General features: G+C 58.2%; 16 protein-coding genes. 6 read left to right on the top strand and 10 right to left on the bottom strand.

The window, feature by feature from the left end:
• Positions 1-6 precede the first annotated feature (6 nt).
• From SHM7688_RS07180 to SHM7688_RS07135, 10 genes are all read right to left on the bottom strand, one after another.
• Positions 7-1188, bottom strand: coding sequence for an NnrS family protein (locus SHM7688_RS07180; protein WP_058239261.1), 1182 nt, complete (start codon positions 1186-1188; stop codon positions 7-9).
• Between the two features lie 124 nt (positions 1189-1312).
• Positions 1313-2767, bottom strand: a complete 1455-nt coding sequence (locus SHM7688_RS07175; RefSeq protein WP_058239260.1) for a methyl-accepting chemotaxis protein — start codon at positions 2765-2767, stop codon at positions 1313-1315.
• Positions 2768-2973: 206 nt separating this feature from the next.
• Positions 2974-3867 (bottom strand): FAD:protein FMN transferase, encoded by an 894-nt coding sequence (locus SHM7688_RS07170; RefSeq protein WP_058239259.1) that lies wholly within the window; start codon positions 3865-3867, stop codon positions 2974-2976.
• A gap of 246 nt (positions 3868-4113) precedes the next feature.
• Positions 4114-5175, bottom strand: a complete 1062-nt coding sequence (locus tag SHM7688_RS07165; protein WP_058239258.1) for an ABC transporter ATP-binding protein — start codon at positions 5173-5175, stop codon at positions 4114-4116.
• Entirely contained in the window at positions 5175-6419 is a 1245-nt protein-coding gene (locus tag SHM7688_RS07160) for an MGH1-like glycoside hydrolase domain-containing protein (RefSeq protein ID WP_058239257.1), read from the bottom strand. The genes SHM7688_RS07165 and SHM7688_RS07160 overlap by 1 nt, the downstream gene beginning before the upstream one ends.
• Positions 6420-6423: 4 nt before the next feature.
• Positions 6424-7632 carry a carbohydrate ABC transporter permease gene (locus SHM7688_RS07155; protein WP_058239256.1) on the bottom strand — a complete coding sequence of 403 codons (1209 nt, stop codon included), beginning with the start codon at positions 7630-7632 and terminating at the stop codon, positions 6424-6426.
• Positions 7632-8867, bottom strand: a complete 1236-nt coding sequence (locus SHM7688_RS07150) for a carbohydrate ABC transporter permease (protein ID WP_058239255.1) — start codon at positions 8865-8867, stop codon at positions 7632-7634. The genes SHM7688_RS07155 and SHM7688_RS07150 overlap by 1 nt, the downstream gene beginning before the upstream one ends.
• 72 nt (positions 8868-8939) lie before the next feature.
• Entirely contained in the window at positions 8940-10292 is a 1353-nt protein-coding gene (locus SHM7688_RS07145) for an ABC transporter substrate-binding protein (RefSeq protein ID WP_058239254.1), read from the bottom strand.
• Between the two features lie 25 nt (positions 10293-10317).
• Positions 10318-11448, bottom strand: a complete 1131-nt coding sequence (locus tag SHM7688_RS07140) for a LacI family DNA-binding transcriptional regulator (protein ID WP_058239297.1) — start codon at positions 11446-11448, stop codon at positions 10318-10320.
• A gap of 200 nt (positions 11449-11648) precedes the next feature.
• Positions 11649-13646, bottom strand: coding sequence for a TonB-dependent receptor plug domain-containing protein (locus tag SHM7688_RS07135; RefSeq protein WP_083498979.1), 1998 nt, complete (start codon positions 13644-13646; stop codon positions 11649-11651).
• Positions 13647-13966: 320 nt separating this feature from the next.
• Here SHM7688_RS07135 and SHM7688_RS07130 point away from each other — a divergent pair, with 320 nt between their 5' ends.
• The 6 genes from SHM7688_RS07130 (at position 13967) to SHM7688_RS07105 (ending at position 22377) form a co-directional block, all read left to right on the top strand.
• Positions 13967-15037: a hemin-degrading factor gene (locus SHM7688_RS07130; RefSeq protein ID WP_058239252.1), complete on the top strand. Its 1071-nt coding sequence runs from the start codon at positions 13967-13969 to the stop codon at positions 15035-15037.
• Positions 15034-15927, top strand: a complete 894-nt coding sequence (locus SHM7688_RS07125) for a heme/hemin ABC transporter substrate-binding protein (RefSeq protein ID WP_223229279.1) — start codon at positions 15034-15036, stop codon at positions 15925-15927. Before SHM7688_RS07130 ends, SHM7688_RS07125 begins: the two co-directional genes overlap by 4 nt.
• Before the next feature lie 3 nt (positions 15928-15930).
• Positions 15931-16998: a FecCD family ABC transporter permease gene (locus SHM7688_RS07120; protein ID WP_058239251.1), complete on the top strand. Its 1068-nt coding sequence runs from the start codon at positions 15931-15933 to the stop codon at positions 16996-16998.
• 9 nt (positions 16999-17007) lie between these two features.
• The gene (locus tag SHM7688_RS07115; protein WP_058239250.1) at positions 17008-17778 is read left to right on the top strand and encodes a heme ABC transporter ATP-binding protein; all 771 of its coding nucleotides are present in this window, start codon (positions 17008-17010) and stop codon (positions 17776-17778) included.
• A gap of 313 nt (positions 17779-18091) precedes the next feature.
• Complete coding sequence (locus SHM7688_RS07110; protein ID WP_058239249.1) at positions 18092-20881, top strand: bifunctional aconitate hydratase 2/2-methylisocitrate dehydratase; 2790 nt, start codon at positions 18092-18094, stop codon at positions 20879-20881.
• Between the two features lie 479 nt (positions 20882-21360).
• Positions 21361-22377 carry an RNA-directed DNA polymerase gene (locus tag SHM7688_RS07105; RefSeq protein WP_144432517.1) on the top strand — a complete coding sequence of 339 codons (1017 nt, stop codon included), beginning with the start codon at positions 21361-21363 and terminating at the stop codon, positions 22375-22377.
• The last annotated feature ends 88 nt before the right edge of the window (positions 22378-22465 follow it).

Genomic DNA, 22465 nt, shown 5'->3' with positions numbered 1-22465 from the left:
CGGTCCCTAGCCTGCCGTATCCACACGGGCCGCAAACATCATGCGGCCCATCGCGGCCAGAAACAGCCCCATTGCCACAATCCAGCTCAGGCTCGAAAGCGTCAGCGTGACGCTGTAAAGATCAAGCCAGACGCTCTGCCCAATCCAGCGCACAACAGCCGAGAACGCCATCGCGCCAAAGCCCCAGGCGACCGCCGCAGGCACCTGCAAAACCCGTCCCGTATGGCCCAGCACCGCCCGGCTCATCACCGCCAGTGTCATGCCGCCAACGCTGCCAATCGCCAGCACATGCAGCCCGGCAAGCTCATCGCCCAGCCCGAAGCCCGCCAGCCCCCAAAGCAGCAGGCCCAGCGCCAGAAATGCCATACCCAAATGCAGCGACCATAAAATCGGCTGGCGGCGCGTCCAAAGCCCCTTCCAGCCCGCCAACCGCAGCGCCTGCACACAGGCGGCAAAAACCGCCACTCCAGCACCCAGCCATGTCACCCCGCTCAAAACCGCCCATGGCAACAACACAGCTGAAAGAATACAGGCTTTGTCCAGCAGCGGGGCTGTCACCGGGAGCTCCTGTTTGGCCATGCCCTGCCGCTTCATCGCATTGCGCGTAAATGTCGGCGTCACACGCCCGCCCAGAACGCCGATCAACGCCGCCAAAGTCATCAAACCGCCCCGCAACCCGGCTTCTGCCGTATCTTCCGTCAGCCCGACCCACTCCAAATGCACAAGCAGATTACTACACCACAGCGCCGAAAGCATGATCAGAAACAATAGGTTCTGCGGCTTTGGCTTTTTGAGCAACTGCAGCAGCACCTGCCCGGCCAGAACCGGCAGGAACAGCAAATCCAGCACCATCACCACCATCGGCGACACAGCGGCAGCAAACAACACCGCTCCGCGCCCCAACAGCCAAAGCGCAAAAACAGTAAAAATGAATGCGCTGCCCGCGCCACGGGTGTTGGTCCAATTGGGCACCGCCGTGAGGAAAAACCCACCAATCGCCGCCGCCGCATAGCCAAAGATCATTTCATGGGCGTGCCAGTGTTGTGGCATCATCGCGCTGGTCTCCCAGAACGCATGCACATCCGCCAGCCATAACCACCACAGCGTCATCGCCAGACAGCCAAACACTCCGGCAGACAGAAAAAATATCCGAAAACCTTCGGAGAAAACCCGCAACCGATCGCCCATCTCGTGCCCCCTTTCAGGTGAAGAGATCCTCAGGCTAGGCTACCAAACACAGCGTGGCGTTGATGCACCGCAAATCGTCGCGCTACTAAGGCCAATTGCACTTGGCGCGAGGCATGGCGGTTGGTTACGCCGCGCGGGTGCTGGCAAAGATCTCTACCGGCATATCTTCATCCGCCGAACGCAAAGCAAATCCGCGCACCATTTCTGACACCTGCGCCGTGTCTCGCAACATGCTGCCCACGGCGGCAGCTGTCTGTTCTACCATCGCTGCATTCTGCTGTGTCACCCCGTCCAGTTGCGAAATGCCCTGTGCAATATCCGTCAGCCCTTCTGATTGCGCGCCACTGGACTGAGCCACATCCGCGCTCAGATTGGCGACTTTTTCCACGCCCACCAAAATATCTTCCAGCACAACGCCAGCCTGATCCACCAGTTCCACGCCGCTTTCGACTTGTTCGCTCGATTGCTTGATCAACTCATTAATTTCCTTAGCCGCCTCTCCAGCCTTCTGCGCCAGGCTGCGCACTTCTGAGGCCACCACGGCAAACCCACGCCCGGCCTCTCCGGCACGGGCTGCCTCCACCCCTGCGTTCAGAGCAAGAAGATTGGTCTGAAAGGCGATGTCATCAATCACCGTCGTGATCTGAGACACCTGCATAGAGCTCTCCGCGATCTCGCGCATCTTGCCCACAGTTTCGACCATGACATCCTGCCCGGTCTTGGCCTGCGCATGGGTCTGGCGCATCATTTGATCCGTGCGCTGCATCACATCTGCCGCCCCCTGCACACTGCCGCTGATCTCCGAAAGCGATCGCGACGTGCGTTCAAGCGTGGCCGCTTGCGTTTCCGTGCGCCGCGCCAGATCATCCGCACCATCATTCACTTCGCTGGCTGTCAGCTTAAGATCATCCGTCGCATATTTGATGGCTTTGATCACAGACCGCATATTGGATTGCAGCGTGTTGAAAGCTTGCCGTACCCGTTCAAGAGCCTCAGGGTAGGCCCCTTCCTCCGGCGGCTGAATGTCCTTGGAAAAATCCTTACACGCCATGCGCGCCATCGCCTGCTCAAGCTCTGCAACCGCCCGTTCTTTCACCGCCCGCTCTGCGGCCTGATGCGTGTCAATGATCACGCCCAGATCAAGTTGAAACGCGCGCAGCAACAGCCCGGCCTCTCGTGCCAGCCGCTTCTTGCTCGCAAATATGCCAGCGCGCTCAATCAACGCCGTCTGCATATGGGTCGCCGCCTGCGCATATCCCGCCATCACAAGCTCTTCTGAAAGGCGGAGCTGCTTGAAATAGATCTGCGACAGGGTCTGCACAGAGGCCGCATATTGCACATCAAGTCCCTGACTGAGCAAGTTCAGCCAATGCTGTTTCTGCGCCACCCGCAAGCCTGCCAGAACGGCCACATCATCCAGCTGCGCCAAAACGTCTTTCTGGCTCAGGATCAAGGCTTCAAACGGATCAAATGCCGTCTCAAGCGCCCCGGACACGCAGTCCGCCACCTGTTTCAGCTGCGCCGAACTCGCCTCGTCAAAACCGTAGTTTTTCACAAGCGTTTTCAATGCATTGACCATGTTTGAGCGCCCCCGCTGCTGATATCCCGATTCCGTGTGAATTAACCATTACCGCCCGCATGGTTAACGAAAGCCTTAGCTGGGGCGAAAAACATTAACTGCGGGCAAAATCCTCAGAGCGGCACTGAAAAGAAAGGCAAAATGCAAAACGGCCCGCACCAAGGTGCAGGCCGTTGTAAAAATTTCTGAGGTCTGGGTGGTCAGGCTTAGCTGAGCGCTTCGATTTTGGCGCCGTCAAACTGCGCCACCATGGCAGCGCCGGCTTTGGCATCCATCAGGCACAGCGCGGTGGACAGACCGTCGGCAACCGCTGCGCTTGGCGCAGACACAGACGCCAGTGCCACGCCACCTTCGGCGCCATCAGGACCAAAGATATGGGCATCCGCGCCTGCCAGAACGGTTGCCATCGGCGCAGATGTGGCCAATGCCCGATCAGACAGCTGCACACGTTCAACAATCTCGCCCGCAGGTGTGGAAACACCCGCAACCCAAGCCGCGCCATCCGCGCGGTGGCCCAGTGCAGCCACTTCACCCATGTCCATCAGCACATCGGTCAGGCCCGCATCACGCAGGATCGCAACCACACGATCCGTCACGTAACCCTGTGCCACACCGTTCAGTGTAAGCGCCATGCCAGGGGTTTCAAAACGCACGGCTTCCGCGTCAAAGGATACCGCGTCCCAGCCCACCAGAGCTTTGGCCGCATCCACATCGCCCTGACCGCCCTTGGCCAGCCACAGTGGCTGCACGGAAGCGTCAAACGCACCGCCGCTTGCGCGGTTCAATGCGGCAGAAAGTTCCAGCACGTCCAGCATTTCAGCGGAAGGCGTGCTCAGCACGCCGTTACGGTTCAGGCGGGTCAGCTCGCTGTCACGGTAGAGAGAGAAAATACCTTCCAGACGGTCCAGCTCCGCGCTCACCTGCGCAAAGATTGGTGCTGCCTGTGCATCGGTCATGCCGACAATTTTCATCTGTGCCGGCGCGCCCAGAGCCACACCGCTCCAAGTGGCGGTCTCAGTGGCCGCCAAAGCCACACCGGCTGGCAGCGCCGCACTTGCGGCAGCGATGGTCAGGAAACGACGACGATTGATGCGGGTCATGACGGGCTCTCCAGCGTCTGAATAAAACTATGGCCAAATCCGGCTGCGGCGGAGATAACACTCCTTTGCAGCTTTTCCCAGCCCGGTGAGCTGCAAAAAACACCCAAAGCGTAAAATGACCCTTACCTGACGACAAACACCCGACACAAAGCGTGCATTATTGTCGCCAGAGCCGACTATTCACTCAGAATATGGCAGTCCAACGCGTCTCCCATAGCCCCGCAACGCATAGAGATTCGCAGAATCTCATCCTTCCAACCGCTGCCCCTGCGCATCAAAGAAATGCGCGCGCTCCGGTGGGAAAGACAGCCCAACCCGGTCGCCCACTGCCTGACGTATCTCCCCTCCCGTGATACGCACCGTCACCTTATCCTCCTGTCCGACATCAAGGATCAGGAAAGTATCGGCCCCGAGGTATTCAATCACCTCCACCGTGCCATCACATTGCCCCTGCCCCGCGTCACAGATGCCAATGTGCTCCGGACGGATACCCATTTTTTCCGCCGTACCCTGCAAGCCAAAGGCACCCTTCCCGCCAACGGCCAGCGCGTACTGGCCATCGCCTGCCTGCGCGCGGCAGTTCAGTATGTTCATCTTTGGGCTGCCAATGAACTGCGCCACAAACAGATTTTCTGGCTTTTCATACAGCGCGCGCGGCGTACCCACCTGCGCAATATGACCATACTCCAAGACCACGATCCGATCCGCCAGCGTCATCGCCTCGACCTGATCATGGGTCACATAAATCATCGTACGCTTCAGGTTCTGATGCAGTTTTGCGATCTCATACCGCATCTCAACCCGCAGCGCGGCATCCAGATTGGACAACGGCTCATCAAACAGGAAGGCCGTCGGGTCGCGCACAATCGAGCGCCCAATCGCCACCCGCTGACGCTGTCCACCGGACAGATCTTTGGGCCGACGCTCCAGATAGTCGGTCAGCTTCAAAATCTCCGCCGCCGCCCCGACCTGCCGTGCAATTTCGTCCTTGGCCACGCCCGCCACCTTCAGCGAAAACCCCATGTTCTCTGCCACGGTCAGATGCGGGTAAAGCGCGTAAGACTGAAACACCATGGTCAGCCCGCGCTTGCTGGGCGGATGATCTGTCACATCCCGCCCGCCAATCTCAAGCGCGCCGCGACTGATGTCTTCGAGACCGCCAATCATGCGCAGCAAGGTGGATTTGCCGCATCCTGAGGGGCCGACAAACACCACAAACTCCCCCTCCTGAATGTCCAGATCAATGCCCTTGATCACCTGAGCCTCACCAAACCACTTTTCGACCGCTTTTAGAGTGATACTGCCCATCACGCTCTCCCTGCCCATGCCAGCCAAACCGCCGCTGTCCATGTGAAGCTACCTCCGCCTGCGGCCGCACCGCTGAACGGGTCAAAATACTCGGCAAACCCGTGCTCTTTGATCAGATGTGCGGTCTTCTTTGCCAGATCTGTGGCCTCCTCTTCATGCCCCATATCCGCAAGGCCAAGGCCGATCAGCATATTGACAATCGCCCATGTCGGCCCGCGCCAGTAGCGGCGCGCATCAAAGGTCTCTGCATCCGGATCATTGCTGGGCACAGGATAGGCCACCCGCTCCATAATGCTGCGCAGTTTGGTCAGCATGACGCGGTTTTCCACCCCGGCAAACCAGCACAGATAGGAGGCGTTGGACAGGCATCCGGCCCATTCGCCGCTGTGCACATCCCGGCTGTCAAACCCGCCAAGCTCTTCATTCCAAAGCGTGGCCGCACCGGCCTCAAGCCGCGCCACATCCGCCTCAAGCGTCTGCGTGTCTTCGCCCAGCGCTGTGCCCATTTTCACAAGATCGCGCGCCGCCCGCAGCGTGGTGAACGTCATTGTGGGATCCGCGACCCGAAACGGGCTCTGCGCCAACATCGCCGCCTGATCCCAATTCAGCCGCCGCCCCAGCTGCACAAGCGTGATGTAGCGGTCATAATCATATTTGGTCGGGCGATCCTCCGCATTCACATGGGAGGTGTCACGGCGGGTGTACTCTCCCACATCGGACGCATCCATCCGCGCCATGGTCTTGTCCCAATCCGGCGCATTGTCCCGTCCGGTTTCCCACGGATGCGTGGTGCAGACCGCCCCACGATGCAACCGCCACCGCATGATCCAGCTGTGCCATTTCACCATTTTGGGATAGAGCGCCGCCATCCGCGGGCGGCCCATCTCCGGATCCCGCTGCCAGACCAGATGCGCCATGGTCGCAGCAATCGGCGGCTGGATGATCCCAGAGGAGGGAATAGGCCCCTCACAGCCCCAGACCTCAGGCCCCGGAAAATAGCCCGGATCATTCTTGTGAAACAGGATATGCGGCACCATACCGTCGGCCCATTGCCCTTGAAACAGCGTCTCAAGCTCCACCCAGGCACGTTCCACATCAAACTGCGCAAAACCTAGCGCGGCCACGGCGCTGTCCCAGTTCCACTGATAGGGATAAAGCCCCGCCGTTGGCACGGTATAGCTGCCCCGGTCATTGGTGATCAGGACGTCCCGCGCCTGTTCGGTCAGAGAAATATCATGGGTCATGGGCTTATCCTTTGACAGACCCGGCCGTCAGGCCTTTGGTCATGAAGCGTTCCAATCCAAGGAACAGCACCATGATCGGCACGGTGGCAATCACGGCCCCGGCCATCAGATGCTGACGTGGAATTTCAGAAGAGTTGAGCATCGCCACCCCACGGGTGAGCGTGAATTTTGACGGGTCATCCAACAACATGAAGGCCAGCAGGAACTCATTCCAGGCAATCATGAACACATAGAGCGAGACGGAGGCCAGTGCAGGCAGACTGAGCGGCAAGGTGATCTTCCAGATCACCGCCAATCGCGACAGCCCATCCATCAACCCGGCCTCCTCCACCTCGGTGGGCAGTCCCCGGAAATAGCCCTGCAACATATAAAGCGCGACAGGGATGGTGGTCACCGGATAGATCAGCACGATTCCAAGGATCGAATTGCGCAGCCCCGTCATAGAGAAGGCGATGTAGATCGGTAGCGCCAGCACGATCATCGGCACCATGTAAATCAGTAGGATCGAGCGCGAAAACGCCTTCTGCCCTCTGAAACGGAACCGCGCCACCGCATAGGCACCGGGCACGCTGAACGCCAGCGTGATAAACACCGTCAGCACGGACACATAGAACGACGTCCACAGATAGGTGCCAAAATTGAAATCTCGGAACAATTCCACATAGCTGCGGAACAGCTCTGTGCCCTTGCTGATCTCAATGGAGAAATCGAGCGGGTTCTGCAGCAGCGCCTGCTGTGACTTCAGGCTGGTCATCACCATCACATAAAAGGGAATGAGCACAATCGCGGTGAAGAAAATATAGCCAAACCCGGTGAGGAAACGGATCACCGCCGCCTCATACTCATGCCGGGTCAACGCCCCAAATGGCGTGTCATGCAAGATCGCGGCCAAGCCGAAATGCAGCCCCGCCGCCAAGGCCGCCATCGCCACTACAACAGCAGAAAGCGCCATATCCGCCCCGGTGACAATCGGCCCCCAGACAGTCATCATCGCAAGCGCCATCAAGGCGTTGATCACCAGCCGCGCCACCGCATGTGGCGCCGCGAACCGCACATAAATCAGCCCCCCAACAGCGCCCCAGATCAGACACAGCCCAATCTGCGGGCGAAACGCCGCCCCAGTGGCAAACGACATCGCCACCGCCACGGTTGTCGCCATCACACAAAGCCACAGCGCCCCAAGCACAGGGCCGGTCAGATAGCCTTTGCGCATCACAAGCCCTCCTCGCGACTGATGAATTTGAAGAAGAAGAATGAGAAACACAGCAGGCACAGCAGGATCACCACGGCCACCGCCGCCCCTGCGCCAATGTTGGAGATCGCAAAGGCCTGCTCATAAACATTCACCGTCAGGGTGCGGGTGCCCGCATTGCCCCCGGTCAAAAGGAAGATGTCGTCAAACTTGTTGAACGTCCAAATGAAGCGCAGCAGGAACAGCACCGACAGGATGCCCAAAAGCTGTGGCAGGCTCAGCAACCAGAATTTCTGGAAGGGCGAGGCCCCATCCATATCCGCGGCCTCATACATGGCGGTGTCGATGCTCTGCATCCGCGCCAGTATGAAGAGGAAGGACAGCGGGAAGTACCGCCAGATTTCAAACACCGTCACCATGATCAACGCCAAGGGACGGTCCCCAAAGAAATTGATCGCCTCCTGTGTCACTCCCATCTGGATAAGCAAGGCGTTTGCCGATCCTGAAAATGGGTCAAACAATGTCACCCAAGTGAAGGCCACCGCGATCACCGGCGCCACATAGGGGAAAAGATAAAGCCCGCGGATAAAGCCCTGCCCCTTGAAGCTTTTGTTGAGCAGAAGCGCCGCAAACAGCCCCATCACCAGCGCCCCAATCGTGCCAAACACCGTGTAAAACAGGGTTATGCCAAACACAGTCCAGAATTCGCCGCCATCAAACAGCCGCTTGTAGTTCTCCAGCGACAGCTGCGGGCTGCTCAAAACACTCTGACCGCCGCCTGTGACCACCGGTGCACTGCCCTCAACGACCTCTTCCAACACGTCTTCCGCCAGATCTGTCGCAATTCGCAGCCGCAGACGCTCCCGCGCGCCGCCCGCCATCTCGCCAAAGTCACAGAATAGATCTCGCCCCTCAAGCCGACACGGCTCAGGCAAAGCCTCCCGCAGGGCCACCCCTTCAGGCAATTGATCTGACAGGGTCACTCCGCTGATCATCTCGTCCTGCGAAGAGTTGCGCACACGGTATTCAATCCGCATCTCCTCGCCACTGCCACGCAGGCTTTCACGCACAATCGGCGCAGGTGGGCGCAGATCCGACAGGGTGAAAGGTTTAAAACTGATCCAGAAAACCGCCAGCAGGGGCAAGACCACCACCAAGGCAACGCTGATCAGGGTTGGAGCCAAAAGACCCCAAGCCAGTCGCGCCTCACGTTTGGCCAATGCGCCCGTGCCTGTTGGCGGATGCGCCGTAGACATGGGAAACCTCATGCAAGAGAGGGACAGTGAAAGCAGCGGCGCCCCAAACAGGCCGCCACTGCGCTTTTAAGATTACTGCACTTTCGCCAGTGCGTCGTTCATCGCCGCAACCGCGCCTGCCGCATCAATCTCATCGTCGATATACTGACGCACGATGCGGTTGATGGCCTGACTGTTGATAATCTTAGACGCCAGTGAAAGCTGCCCCTCGGCCACACCCCAACGCTGTGCCACATCAAGGCCGCCCACAATCTCGTCAATCATCGCCTGATCATAAAGCTCACCCAATGGGGCTTTGCGATCCACACCCACAGGCAGTTTGGCCCAAGCCTCGCTGAACGCGGTTGGATTGTCGGCTGTGCCACGACGTACCGGGAACTTGCCCTCTGGCGCAATGGAAAGCGTCTGCGTGTAGCCCTCATCCATGGCGTATTTCACAAAATCCATCGCGGCATCGGTGTCTGCGTCAGAGGTAATGCCAAAATAGCGCACATCACCCCATGCCGCCCCATCCGGATTGGACGGGCCTGAGAAGTTGGTCACAATCCCGGTCATTCCCGCCAGCGCATTGGAGGTTGGATCCTCATTGATGGTGGGCGGAGCACTGTCCCGCAGGCCCGCAAGTTCATCCAGAATGAACGGTGACCAGATGATCATCGCCGCTTTGCCTGCGAAATACAGCTCACGGGATTGCTTCCAATACAGCTCACCCGGAGGCGACGCTTTGGAAATCGCCTTGTAGAAATCCAGAACCTCGGTGGTCTTGGCTTCATCCAGCGGCTGGAAGCCATCCGCCCCCACAGGGCTGACACCATTGGCAAGGAACACATGTTCCAACACCTGGCTCATGAAGTTCTCATCGACTTTGGTGGCGGCCACAAACCCATACATCTCTGGCGGGTTGTGCAACTTTTCCAGAGCGGCCAGCACATCGGCGTAGCTGCTTGGCGCGGCCAGACCGGCCGCATCAAACAGGTCTTTGCGATAGACCACCATCTGCGTCCAGCCATCCACCGGCACAGAGGCGACCTCGCCGTTGAAATCCGCCATGGCCACCGCACCCGGCGCAAAGGTGTCCACCCCAAGATCTGCGACAACTTCCGCTGCCGCTTCGGTATCCAGAATGCCAGCCTCCGCCCAAGGCAGCGCATATTGCAGCGTATGGTAGATCACATCCGGCAGATCACCCGCCGCATAGGCCGCTGTGGCGCGCGTGCCAAGATCACTTTCGGTGACCGGGATCACCTCCACGGTTGTGCCCGTCGCAGATTTGAACTGCGCAGCCATCTCCTGCTGTTTGGCCAGCCGCTCCGGCTGTTCTTCCGTGGTCCAGAACCGGATGGTATCGGCCTGAACAGACATCGCCGTCAGCGCAAGCGCCAGCGACGTGCTCATCAATAGTTTTGGTGCAAAATGACGTGACATATCAGTCGTCCTCCCTGTTATTCCTTCATCGTTCTTTTAGTTTTTTTGCCAGCGCCTCTGCGCTGCATCTCGGAGGGCCATCTGAATGCCGTTCAATCAATCTGGCCTCAGAAACCTCGCGCAGCGTTTCCGCCGCTTCCCCCCGGATCTGGCGGATCAGCAACTCCGCCAACCGCGCGCCAGCACGCCGCGTGTCCACATGGTAGGTGGTCAGACCGGGACGCACGAATTCCGACTCCGGCACGCCGTCATACCCAATGACCGACACATCCTTCCCAACCGTCAGCCCCAGATCGGCCAAAGCATCATACGCGCCCAGCGCGGCCATATCGGTGGCAAACACAATGCCTGTGGGCGGCAGCGCCAATTGCATCAGGGCGCGCACTTCTTCGGCCCCTTCCTTGCGCGTGCGGGCGCCGTCGCGCATCAGCTGAGCCTCCAATGGCAGCCGCGCCGCCACGAGCCCAGCTTTGAAGCCCTCGCGCCGCAAATGCGCGTAGTTGAAATTCAATCGACTGCCGACATACCCAATCCGTGTGTGGCCTAGACTGGCAAGCCGTGTCACCGCACTGCACATGGCCGCTTCGCCAAGAATATCATACCAGGAGCCCTTCTGCTGCCCGGCGGACAGCCCATGCTCGGTGCGCCCGTACATCACATGTGGCACGTCACGCGCGCGCAGCAACGCAACCCGTGCATCCTGCACCTCGGTGCGCGGCAGAATGAAACCATCGGCTTTGCGCTCATCAATCAACCGCCCCAACACATCCAGCATATCCGCATCAGACGTCGCCGTGGACACAGTCACCGTCCAGCCAAACCCACTGGCGGTTTCGCAGGCCCCCATCAGAAATTCCTGCAAAAAGGGATTGTGCCGATCCGGCGCATCCATCTGCAACACCAGTGCCAGCGCGCGCACACGCCCGGTGCGGATCGCTTGCGCATGGCTCAGCGGCTGATACCCCATCTTTTTGGCTGTGCGCGCCACCCGCTGACGCGTGGATTCCGAAATGTCACCATAGCCGTTCATGGCGCGCGACACCGTGCTTTTGGACATGCCAAGCTGGGCCGCGAGATCATTGATCGTCACACGCCGCCCTCTCCGGTCAGACGTCCGGGTTTTGGCATCAATCGGCGTTGGTCGAATCGCAGTCATACCGGAACTATTTTTCCCGAAACCGGTTTCGGCAACCGGTTTCGGTGGCAATTCTTCGCATCCTGCCTCAACGGAAGGCGCATTTTGGGTCCCGGCCCCCATTTTTAATGCGCTTTGATCACATCGCGCTGACCTGCCCCCAACAGCCAAAAGGCCCCCGAAACCGGAGGCCTTTCTGTGTCGATATTGCAATGTGTGGCTTAGAACTTCGCAGTCAGGAACACACTTGCATTGCGCCCCGCCCCGTCGATTTGGCCGATGGAGCGATAGGATTTGTCAAACAGGTTGCCCAGCTCCACCGACATGCTGACGGTTTCGGTCAAATCAACCGTTCCGCGCAGGTTCACTGTGCCCCAGCCTGCAGTTTCATCTGCAACAGCACCGCTTGAACTGCGCTGTGTTGCAGAGCTTTCCCCGCGCAGGAAGGCATCCCATGTGCCGCCCAAATTCGCCAGGGCCCAGTCGCCCCGCACGCCAAGATCACCGCTCCATTTCGGCGTACCGGAATCGGCGGTGGTATACCCATTGGAATAAGTGAACTTGCGCGTCACATAGGCAATGTTTGCATAGGGACGAATGCCATTTGCCCAACCCGGATCAAGCTCCGCAGCCAGTTCAAATCCATAGCTGCGTGCCTTGTTGACGTTCTGATAAACCGAGGTACGCGGCGCAACGGTCACGGATGTGATGTAGTCGTCGGAGTCGGTGTAGAAAACGGCCGCATCCAACACGAGGTTACCCTGATCAATACGCGCGCCAAGCTCGTAGTTTGTCGCTGTTTCTGGCTTCAGATCAGGATTTCCGATTACGGTGCCCCCAGCTCCAACGGATGTCAGGAACAACTGGCTCAACGAGGGGTAGGTATAGCCCTGCGAGATGCTCCCGCGCAGTACAGCCCCGTTGTGCAACTCATAGACCAGCCCAGCAGATCCCAGGAAACGATCATCCTTGTTCTGGGAAAGCGTTTGTGCTGCGCCATTCACCAAATAGCTGTCCAATGCCGCATCCACATTGTAGTAGCGCAAACCAAACGTCCCAGTCAGAGCACTGCTGAGTTCCATCTCATGCTGTGCAAAGGCCGAAAATGTTTCGATACTTGCGTCTGAAACGCGCGTTGTCGTACCTCTTGTGCTGGTCGAAACCTTGTTTGAAAACATACTGTCGTTTTCGTATTCAAAGCCGACAACCGTCCGATGGCCGGGCGCAAACTCAAAGTTGGCGGACGCCTGCAAACCATAAGTATCTTGAACATCATCAGATGTAGATGTGCTTGGGCCACCAAAGTTGCTGCTGTTGCGGAACTGTCGTTCTATCTCTTGTGTATAGGCGCTGACTTTAAGCATGGACATCCATGGCGTCAGATTTTCACCTTCATAGAACGTGCTATATTTGCGCAAATCCCGCTTCGGGAGCTCGATCGAAAAGTTCGGTATCCCCGTATACACATCCGCCGCCAGATCATAATCCTGCGCCCGCAGGCCGATGTAGTGATTGCCCATGCGATAGCCGATGAAGGCATTCAGATCCCGGTCCTCGCTGCCTGACGGGTCCAACTCGCCTTCAGGCGTCTGACGGTTGCCCAGATCAGATTGCGACAGCCCCAGACGATAGTCAAAATTGCCCAGCGTACCTGCGACGCTGGTGGAGGCCCGATAGCCTTCATTGGCCCCCAGATAGCCGCCGGACACGGTCACTTCGACCGGCTTGTCCGCGCCCCGTTTGGTAATGATGTTCACCACACCACCAATCGCGCGGTTGCCCGAGACCACAGAAGATGGCCCCCGCACCACTTCAATGCGCTCGATCTCAGTTGGCGCAATGAGGATTGGCGTGCCATAGGTCGTGTGATCAGAAATACGCTGCCCGTCAATCAGGATTGCCACCCGCTGCGAGGCTTCCCCACGGATACGGATCCGCTCAATGCCGGATTCGCTCACGCGCACGCCAGGCACACCTTTCAAAAGATTGGCCACCGAGCTGGGCGGGATCTCACGAATATCTCCCTCTTCCAGCACCGTCACCGAAGACGGGCTATATTTCACTTCAGTGGGCAGGCCCGTGCTGGTCACCGTAATGGCGCCCAGTTGAATGTCCTCATCAGCAGCGCGCGCGGCTTCTTGCGCACCAACACTACTGGCAAACACCGCACTCAAAAGCGCGCTTGATGCCAATGGCAAACGGAATACGGAAGTCTTCACTATTTTGTCCCTTCAAAAGGGGGCAGATCCCCATGTCTGATCACGAGGCCGCGCAACTGGGGGCTCGTGTGTCCTAACTACCTGGCATGTGCTGGGTCTGATGATCATCGCGGATCAATCCCCTGATCCCGCGAGTCCCACGCGGCATAATTTACCAAAGGGGAAAATACCATATCTTTTTTATCGGAAATTAACCTCTTCCTCTTGAACTGTTGCATTTTCCGCCGTACCTCCCAATTCAACCACTCTTCAAAAGCACAGCCAGACCGAGATTTTTCGTCATAGCCACTGCTTCTTCCGCGATGTGATGGAGGATGCCTATGACCACACAATCCCGCCCTACCCCCGATGCCATTCGTCAGGCCCGGATCGACAATCCCAAAATGCGCGAACGCGATCTGGCGGACAGCCTGGGCATTTCAGAGGCCGAACTGCTTGCGGCCCACATCGGTCAGGGCGTCACCCGCATCTCATCAGAACTGGACAAGCTGATCCCGGCGGTCATGGAGCTGGGCGAAACCATGGCCCTCACCCGCAATGACAGCTGTGTCATTGAAAAACATGGCGTTTATGAGGACTATCGCGGCGGCCCCCATGCCGCTCTGGTGGTCAACGAAGACATTGATCTGCGCATGTTCCCGCGCCACTGGCACTTTGGTTTTGCCATAGAAAAAGCCCTGCCAGAGGGGGGAACCCGCCGGTCGCTACAGATCTTTGACGCCGCAGGGGATGCGGTGCACAAAATCTTCCTCAAAGACCCGGCCATCGCCGACACTTGGGACGATCTACTGACCCGGCTTGCGCCGCAAGATACATCAGCGGAGATCACGGTCTCCCCCCGCAAACCCACAGAACCCGCCAAAGGGGATCCAGCCAAAGCACAGCGTCTGCGCGACAAATGGGACAAGATGACAGACACGCATCAGTTCCTGCAAATGGTGAACGGTCTGAAAATGAACCGGCTGGGGGCCTATCGACTGGCCGGTGCGCCCTATGTGCGCCCCCTCCCTCCTCAAGCGGTAGAGGATCTACTGCAAAAAGCCTGCGACACCGCCCTGCCGATCATGATCTTTGTGGGCAACATGGGCTGTATTGAGATTCACACCGGCCCCATCCATTCGCTGAAACCGATGGGCCCTTGGATCAATGTTCTGGATCCCCGTTTTAACCTGCATCTGCGTGGCGATCATATCGCCGAGGTCTGGCAGGTCACAAAATCAACCCGCCGGGGCGATGCCGTCTCTGTGGAAGCCTTCGACAAAGATGGCGCGGTGATCCTGCAAATCTTCGGTGTCCTTGCAGATCCGGACGCCGCTGCAAAATGGAATGAAACCGTCGCCAGCCTCCCAAGCTTGCCAGAACCAAGCCCAGAAGAGGAAGTATCCGCATGACACGCCCGGCCCCGATGACACGGCCCGCCCCTTTGACCCTGTTGCAATTGGCAATGACCCTGGCGCTTGGCCTTGTCACAGCCCTTGGTATTGCCCAGCGCGGCATCGCAGATGAGCCCGTCCGGATTGTCTCCGCGGGCGGTTCAATCACCGAAATTGTCTATGCTCTGGGGCAGCAAGACCGCCTTGTGGCACGTGACACCACGTCCAACCACCCGGCACAGGCACTGGAGTTGCCCAATGTCGGCTATGTCCGCCGCCTCTCTCCCGAAGGTCTGCTGTCGGTCAATCCCGATCTCATTCTGGCCGAAGAGGGTGCTGGTCCGCCGGAAACCTTCGAAGTGCTTGAGGGCAGCGGCCTGCCAATCATCACCATTCCCATGGGGTTTGACCTGCCAGCGGTACAGGAGAAAATCACCGCTGTTGCCGCCGCCCTGGACGTGCCAGCGGCAGGCGCAGCCCTTGTGGCACAGGTCACCGAAGAGGTCGAAGGCGCGCAGAAAGCCGCGGGCCTCCACAATCAGCGCATTCTCTTTGTGCTCTCCATGCAGGGTGGACGCATTATGGCCGCTGGCCGCAACACAGCCGCCGATGGCATCATCACAATGGCTGGCGCTCAGAACGCCATTGACGGCTTTGAAGGCTACAAACTGATCACCGACGAAGCCGTGATCACCGCAGCACCGGATGTCATCCTGATGATGCAATCCCACCGGCCCGGCGCGATCACCGCCGATGATCTGCTGAGCCACCCCGCCCTCTCCACAACCCCCGCTGGGCGGGATCAGGCTGTTCTGCAAATGGACGGCATGTTGATGCTTGGTTTCTCGGTGCGCACCGGACAGGCCGTGACCGAACTCGCCAACGCGCTCGCTACGGCAGGTCACTGATCCATGGCCGTGATCAGCCCAGATGCGCCCCTGATCTCTGCCGGGGATCGCGCGCCCCGCGCACGCAGTCTGACGTTGGGTCTCTGTCTGACATTGCTGATCACCTCAGTGTTTGGGCTCGCCGTCGGTGCCTCTGACACCTCACTCTGGCACGCGCTTTTGGATCTGGCCGCTGGGCGTGAACTGTCTTTGCGCGATGAAATCGTCCTTTGGCACATCCGCCTGCCACGCCTGTTGACTGGCTTGCTGGTCGGTGCGGCACTGGCCACATCTGGCGCTTTGCTACAGGGGCTGTTTCGCAACCCGCTGGCCGATCCCGGCATCATTGGGGTGTCCGCAGGTGCCAGTCTTGGCGCTGCCAGCGCGATTGTCTTTGGGGCAAGCCTGCCCATGGCGCTACAGCTCGGCTTTTGGCTGGTGCCGATGGCCGCCTTCACCGGCGCATGGGGGGCGACGCTGCTGCTCTACCGCATTGCCACGCGCGATGGCCGCACCTCGGTGGCCACCATGCTGCTGGCGGGCATCGCCCTCTCTGCGCTGGCCATGGCCTTCACCGGGCTGCTGACCTTTCTGGCCGATGATGCGCAGCTGCGCGACATCTCTTTCTGGAACCTCGGCTCACTCTCTGGGGCCAACTGGGCCAAACTGAGCCTTGCCGCGCCGCTGATCCTGCTGTGCCTCGGGCTGGCACGGATCCTGGCGAATGGGCTCAACGGTCTTGCTCTGGGTGAGGCCGCCGCCCGCCATATGGGCGTGCCTGTCCAGACCGTCAAACGCCTCACCATTCTCTGTGTGGCCGCCGCCACAGGCCTCTCCGTGGCGATCTCCGGTGGCATCAGCTTTGTCGGTATCGTTGTGCCGCACCTGCTGCGCCTGATCGCCGGACCGGATCACCGCTATCTGCTGATCAACTCCGCCTTACTGGGCGCCATTGTGCTGGTGATCGCAGATGTGATCTCCCGCGTGATCATCGCCCCTTCTGAACTGCCCATCGGCATTCTGACAGCCATTCTCGGTGGTCCTTTCTTCCTTTGGATTCTGCTGCGCCAACGCGGCATCGTGGATCTTTAAGAGGCTCTCATGTCGCTCACCGCCGACCAGATTAATGTCTTCGCAGGCAAAACGCAGCTCCTGCAGGAGCTGTCGTTCAAAGCCATCCCCGGTCAACTCACCGCCATCGTCGGCCCCTCCGGCGCGGGCAAATCCACCCTGCTAAAGGCCCTCTGTGGGGACATTGCCTATCACGGCAGCGTGCACCTCAATGGGCGGGATATCTCGACCGAAGACGCCGCCACACTGGCCGAACAGCGCGCAGTGCTGGCACAAGCCACCCCGCTGGCCTTCCCCTTCACTGTCTGGGAAATCGTGCGTCTGGGGCTGCGCGGGGATGCCAGCCCGACCTTGATCAATCAGGCCCTGCACAGCGTCGATATGGACGGCTTCTCAGGCCATTTCTATCAATCCCTGTCCGGCGGAGAACAACAGCGGGTGCAATTGGCCCGTGTGCTCTGTCAGAGCTGGTCCGCCACCCGCGATCTCGGGCCGCGCTGGCTCTTGCTGGATGAGCCGGTGTCCAGCCTCGACATCGGCCAGCAGCTGCGCGTGATGCACATCGCCCGCCAATTTACTGAAACCGGCGGCGGCGTTGTCGCCGTCATGCATGATCTGAACCTGACCGCCATGTTTGCAGACTCCGTGGCTCTGATCGCCAACGGCCGACTGGTGGCGCAGGGCACACCACAGGACACCCTGACCTCTGAAGCCCTTAGCGCGATATACGGCTGCAACCTGCAAGTCGGCGCTGCGCCCACAAACGGCCCCTTTGTGATGCCCCAAATGGCCTCCCTCTGAACCGCCCCCTTGCCTGCGTGGCATGCACACGTGGTGCAGGCAAGCCTCTGCGCAAACATCCCCGTGATTTAACTTGGGTCACAGCCCCTCTCTGTCTATATAGGCCCCATAAGGTCGCAAACGCCGTCATTTTGGAGGTGCGCGCGGCTTGGGCTGCGACATCGTCACGGTCTGTTCACCACAAAATCTGCCAGTATCTTGCAACTGCGGGATCTTTGGTATACATCCGCATACAAACAGCTTCCCGAGCTCTGAATCATCTTCTGAGACTCGGCGTTCATGCTTAAGCCAACATCAAATCGCTAGGATCATCATGAGCTTGTACACCGACTATTTGAATGAGATTGAAACGCGCAAAGAGCAGGGTCTTCACCCCAAGCCGATTGACGCGGGCGACCTTGTCAGCGAACTGATCACCCTGATCAAAGACAGCGGCAACGAACATCGCGACGATGCGCTGAACTTCTTTATTTACAACACCCTGCCCGGCACAACCAGTGCGGCGGGTGTGAAGGCTGCTTTCCTCAAACAGATCATTCTGGGCGCAGAGAGTCTTGAGGAAATCACCCCAACCTTCGCCTTCGAACTGCTGTCGCACATGAAAGGCGGCCCCTCCGTTGAGGTGCTTCTGGATCTCGCACTGGGCGATGACGCCAGCATTGCCACACAGGCTGCCGAAGTCCTGAAGACTCAGGTCTTCCTCTATGAAGCCGATACAGATCGTCTGGACGCCGCTTACAAAGCCGGCAACGCCGTGGCCAAAGAGCTGCTGGAAAGCTATGCCAAGGCAGAGTTCTTCACCAAGCTGCCTGAGGTCGAAGAAGAAATCAAAGTTGTGACCTATATCGCCGGTATTGGTGATATTTCGACCGACTTGATGTCACCGGGCGCCGAAGCACACTCGCGCGCAGACCGTGAACTGCACGGCAAGTGCTTCAGCACCCCTGAGGCCCAAGCAGAGATCCGCGCCCTGCAAGAGGCGCATCCTGACGCCCGCGTGATGATGATTTCTGAGAAAGGCACCATGGGTGTGGGCTCCTCCCGTATGTCGGGGATCAACAACGTGGCGCTCCTGATGGGTCAGCAGGCCAGCCCCTATGTGCCCTTCATCAACATTGCTCCTGTTGTGGCAGGCACCAACGGCATCTCGCCGATCTTCCTGACCACCGTGGGCGTGACCGGCGGTATCGGCCTTGATCTGGAAAACTGGGTCAAGAAAACCGATGCCGATGGCAACGTGGTTGTGGATGAAGACGGCGAAGCGGTTCTGGAAGAGGCCTATTCGGTGGCCACCGGCACCGTGCTGACCATCAACACCAAGTCCAAGACCTTGCAGGATGCGGATGGCAACGTGCTGAAAGACGTGTCCGCCGCCTTCCCCCCACAAAAGGTGGAGTTCATGAAGGCGGGCGGCTCTTACGCCGTGGTCTTCGGTAAGAAGCTGCAAACATTCGCTGCCGAAGCTCTGGGCCAGGAGCTGAAGTCGGCCTACGCGCCCTCCAAAGAAATCTCTGTCGACGGCCAAGGCCTGACCGCCGTTGAGAAGATCTTCAACCGCAACGCCCGTGGCGTTGCGCCCGGCAAGGTGCTGCACGCTGGTTCTGACGTACGCGTCAAAGTGAACGTGGTTGGCTCTCAGGACACCACAGGCCCGATGACCGCGCAGGAGCTGGAGGCCATGGCGGCCACCGTGATCTCCCCATCCGTGGATGTGGGCTATCAGTCCGGCTGTCACACCGCCTCTGTGTGGGACAAGAAAGCACAGGCCAACATCCCCAAACTGATGAAGTTCATGAACGATTTTGGCCTGATCACCGCGCGTGACCCTTTGGGCGAATATCACTCCATGACTGACGTGATCCACAAGGTGCTCAATGACATCACCGTGGATGACTGGGACATCATCGTGGGCGGCGACAGCCACACCCGCATGTCCAAAGGCGTGGCCTTTGGCGCGGACTCCGGCACCGTGGCGCTTGCGCTGGCAACCGGTGAATCCGCCATGCCAATCCCTGAGTCCGTGAAGGTCACCTTCAAAGGCAAAATGGCCGATCACATGGACTTCCGCGATGTGGTGCACGCCACACAGGCACAGATGCTGGACCAGCATGGCGACAACGTCTTCCAAGGCCGCATCATCGAGGTGCACATCGGCACGCTTCTGGCGGACCAGGCCTTTACCTTCACCGACTGGACCGCAGAGATGAAGGCAAAAGCCTCGATCTGTATCTCCAATGACGAGACACTGATCGGCTCGCTGGAGTTGGCCAAATCGCGCATCCAGATCATGATCGACAAGGGCATGGAAAACCGCACCAACACATTGCAGGGCCTGATCGACAAAGCAGACCAGCGCATCGCAGAGATCAAATCGGGCGAAAAGACTGCTTTGATCCCAGATGCGGACGCCAAATACTTCGCCGAAGTGGTGGTGGATCTGGATCAGATCGTCGAGCCAATGATCGCCGACCCGGACGTCAACAACGAAGACGTGTCCAAGCGGTACACCCACGACACCATCCGCCCCGTGTCCTACTATAAGGCTGAGAAAAAGGTGGATCTGGGCTTTGTGGGCTCCTGCATGGTGCACAAAGGTGACATCAAGATCGTCGCCCAGATGCTGAAAAACCTCGAAGCAGCCAATGGCAAAGTCGAGTTCAACGCCCCGCTGGTTGTCGCGGCCCCAACCTACAACATCATTGATGAGCTGAAGGAAGAGGGAGACTGGGACATCCTGCAGAAGTACTCAGGCTTTGAGTTTGACGATCTGTTCCCCAAAACTCAGGCGCGCACCGAGTATGAGAACATTCTCTATCTTGAGCGTCCGGGCTGTAGCCTCTGCATGGGCAACCAGGAAAAAGCGGAAAAAGGCGACACCGTGCTGGCCACCTCAACCCGCCTGTTCCAGGGCCGTGTTGTGGCCGACCTGCCAGAGAAGAAGGGCGAAAGCCTGCTGGCCTCCACCCCGCTGGTGGTGCTCTCCGCCATTCTGGGCCGCACGCCCACATTGGAAGAGTACAAAGCAGCGGTGGAGGGCATCGACCTGACCACCTTCGCCCCACCGCTTGAAATCCCTGCAAACACCAAGTCCGCACATTTCTAAAGCGCCGACAAACCATCAAAACGGGCCGCCTCTCGCAAAAGAGGCGGCCCGTTTTGATGTGCTTTTGCATAAGGGGCTGTGGACCATTTGCGTGCAGGCGCGGTCAAAAACCTCTGAGGAGTACGGCTTGCACTAGGGACAGGATTATAAAGTGATGCAGGCGGCGCAAATCGGCCGTTCATGCGAAATACGTCGAGTGACCACTCCCAGCCCAAAGGAGACATGATTTCTGGTATTCGTGTGGTCAATCCGAATGGCCGCAATGCACAATATGGTCGCCTTTAGCTGATTGACTCTATATTCGCGTAACATTTCCATGTTCGGGCCCGGCACCTCGCCCCAGAGTATAGTCCAAACGATTTTGCTCCCTCTTGCCAGCGAGCTCTCTCAGCCCGATAACTAGGGGAAAACGTGCGAGGCCGGTTTTGCAATCTCCGAAGTTTCAGTTTCTGAAAAGTGATATTCAGGACGTTTTCGATGTGAAACTCTTACGGGAGGAGTGGAAGAAACGCACAAAGCCGCAAATTCGGAAACAACTCGTTTTTGACGCGATCGAGTATCGAGACATTGACCAAGATTTGACACGCCTTCTTCACCGCTTTCGCAGAGAAGTCAGCGAAGGTAACTACGTGGTACGAATGCCAAAGAGATATCTAACAGAGAAATCTCGCGGCCTTTGTCGTCAAATGACCTTGATACACCCGCGAGACCTTCTTGTTCTAGAGAGGCTCTCCAGATCAGTTTACTTCGAGTTGAGGCGTAAAGCTCCGAGCAAATCGGCATTCTTTGAGCCGGACGATGGCAAGTTTGCGAAAGGTTTTAAGCAAAGTGATTTTGAGTATGGATCATTTGCTAGTTGGAAGAAATTCCAGAAGAGCATCTTTGGCTTTGCCAAAGAAAACGACTTCATCGTGATTACTGACGTCGCGAATTTCTATGACTTTATCAACTTCCAACATCTAAGAAATATTGTCTCGTCGCTTGCAGAGATCCGGGAGTCGACTCTCGATCTACTAATCCATGTTTTGAATCGCCTAACATGGACGCCAGACTTCATGCCTTTGACCCAAGTGGGCATGCCTCAGATCGAGACATCAGCCACACGTGTTTTGGCGAACGCAATGCTCTACGAGGTCGACAAGTTGTGCGAGCATTCAGCAGTCTCCAACTACGCAAGATTCATGGATGACATGGATGTAGGCGTGGAATCCATCCAAAAAGCGAAAGCCATTGTTCGAGATATGGATCTGACACTGCAATCGCGCCAACTCAGGCTTAATTCGTCGAAAACTCAAATTTTGTCGCAAAAAGATGCCTTTAAACATTTTTGCATCTCAGAAAACCTGTCGCTGAATCGGATAGAAACATTCGTCGAGAAAGGGCGCTTCCTTAAATTTGCTAGTAGGATACTGACCGCAAAATATGAGGCTTGGCTTGATCGGTCCGTTGCTGGTGGGCCGGGGGAGAATTCACTCTTCATCAAGGGTAACGGGTGACCCAGCCCCTTGATCCGGGCCGTTTGGATGTAGAATCCGTTCCTGTTTCTTTCTTGTGATTAGGTTGCGGTCAAGGCCTGCTGAGCGG

The sequence above is a fragment of the Shimia marina genome (assembly GCF_001458175.1).
GTDB classification, from domain to species: domain Bacteria; phylum Pseudomonadota; class Alphaproteobacteria; order Rhodobacterales; family Rhodobacteraceae; genus Shimia; species Shimia marina.
This window is presented reverse-complemented; position numbering and strand designations above follow the sequence as displayed.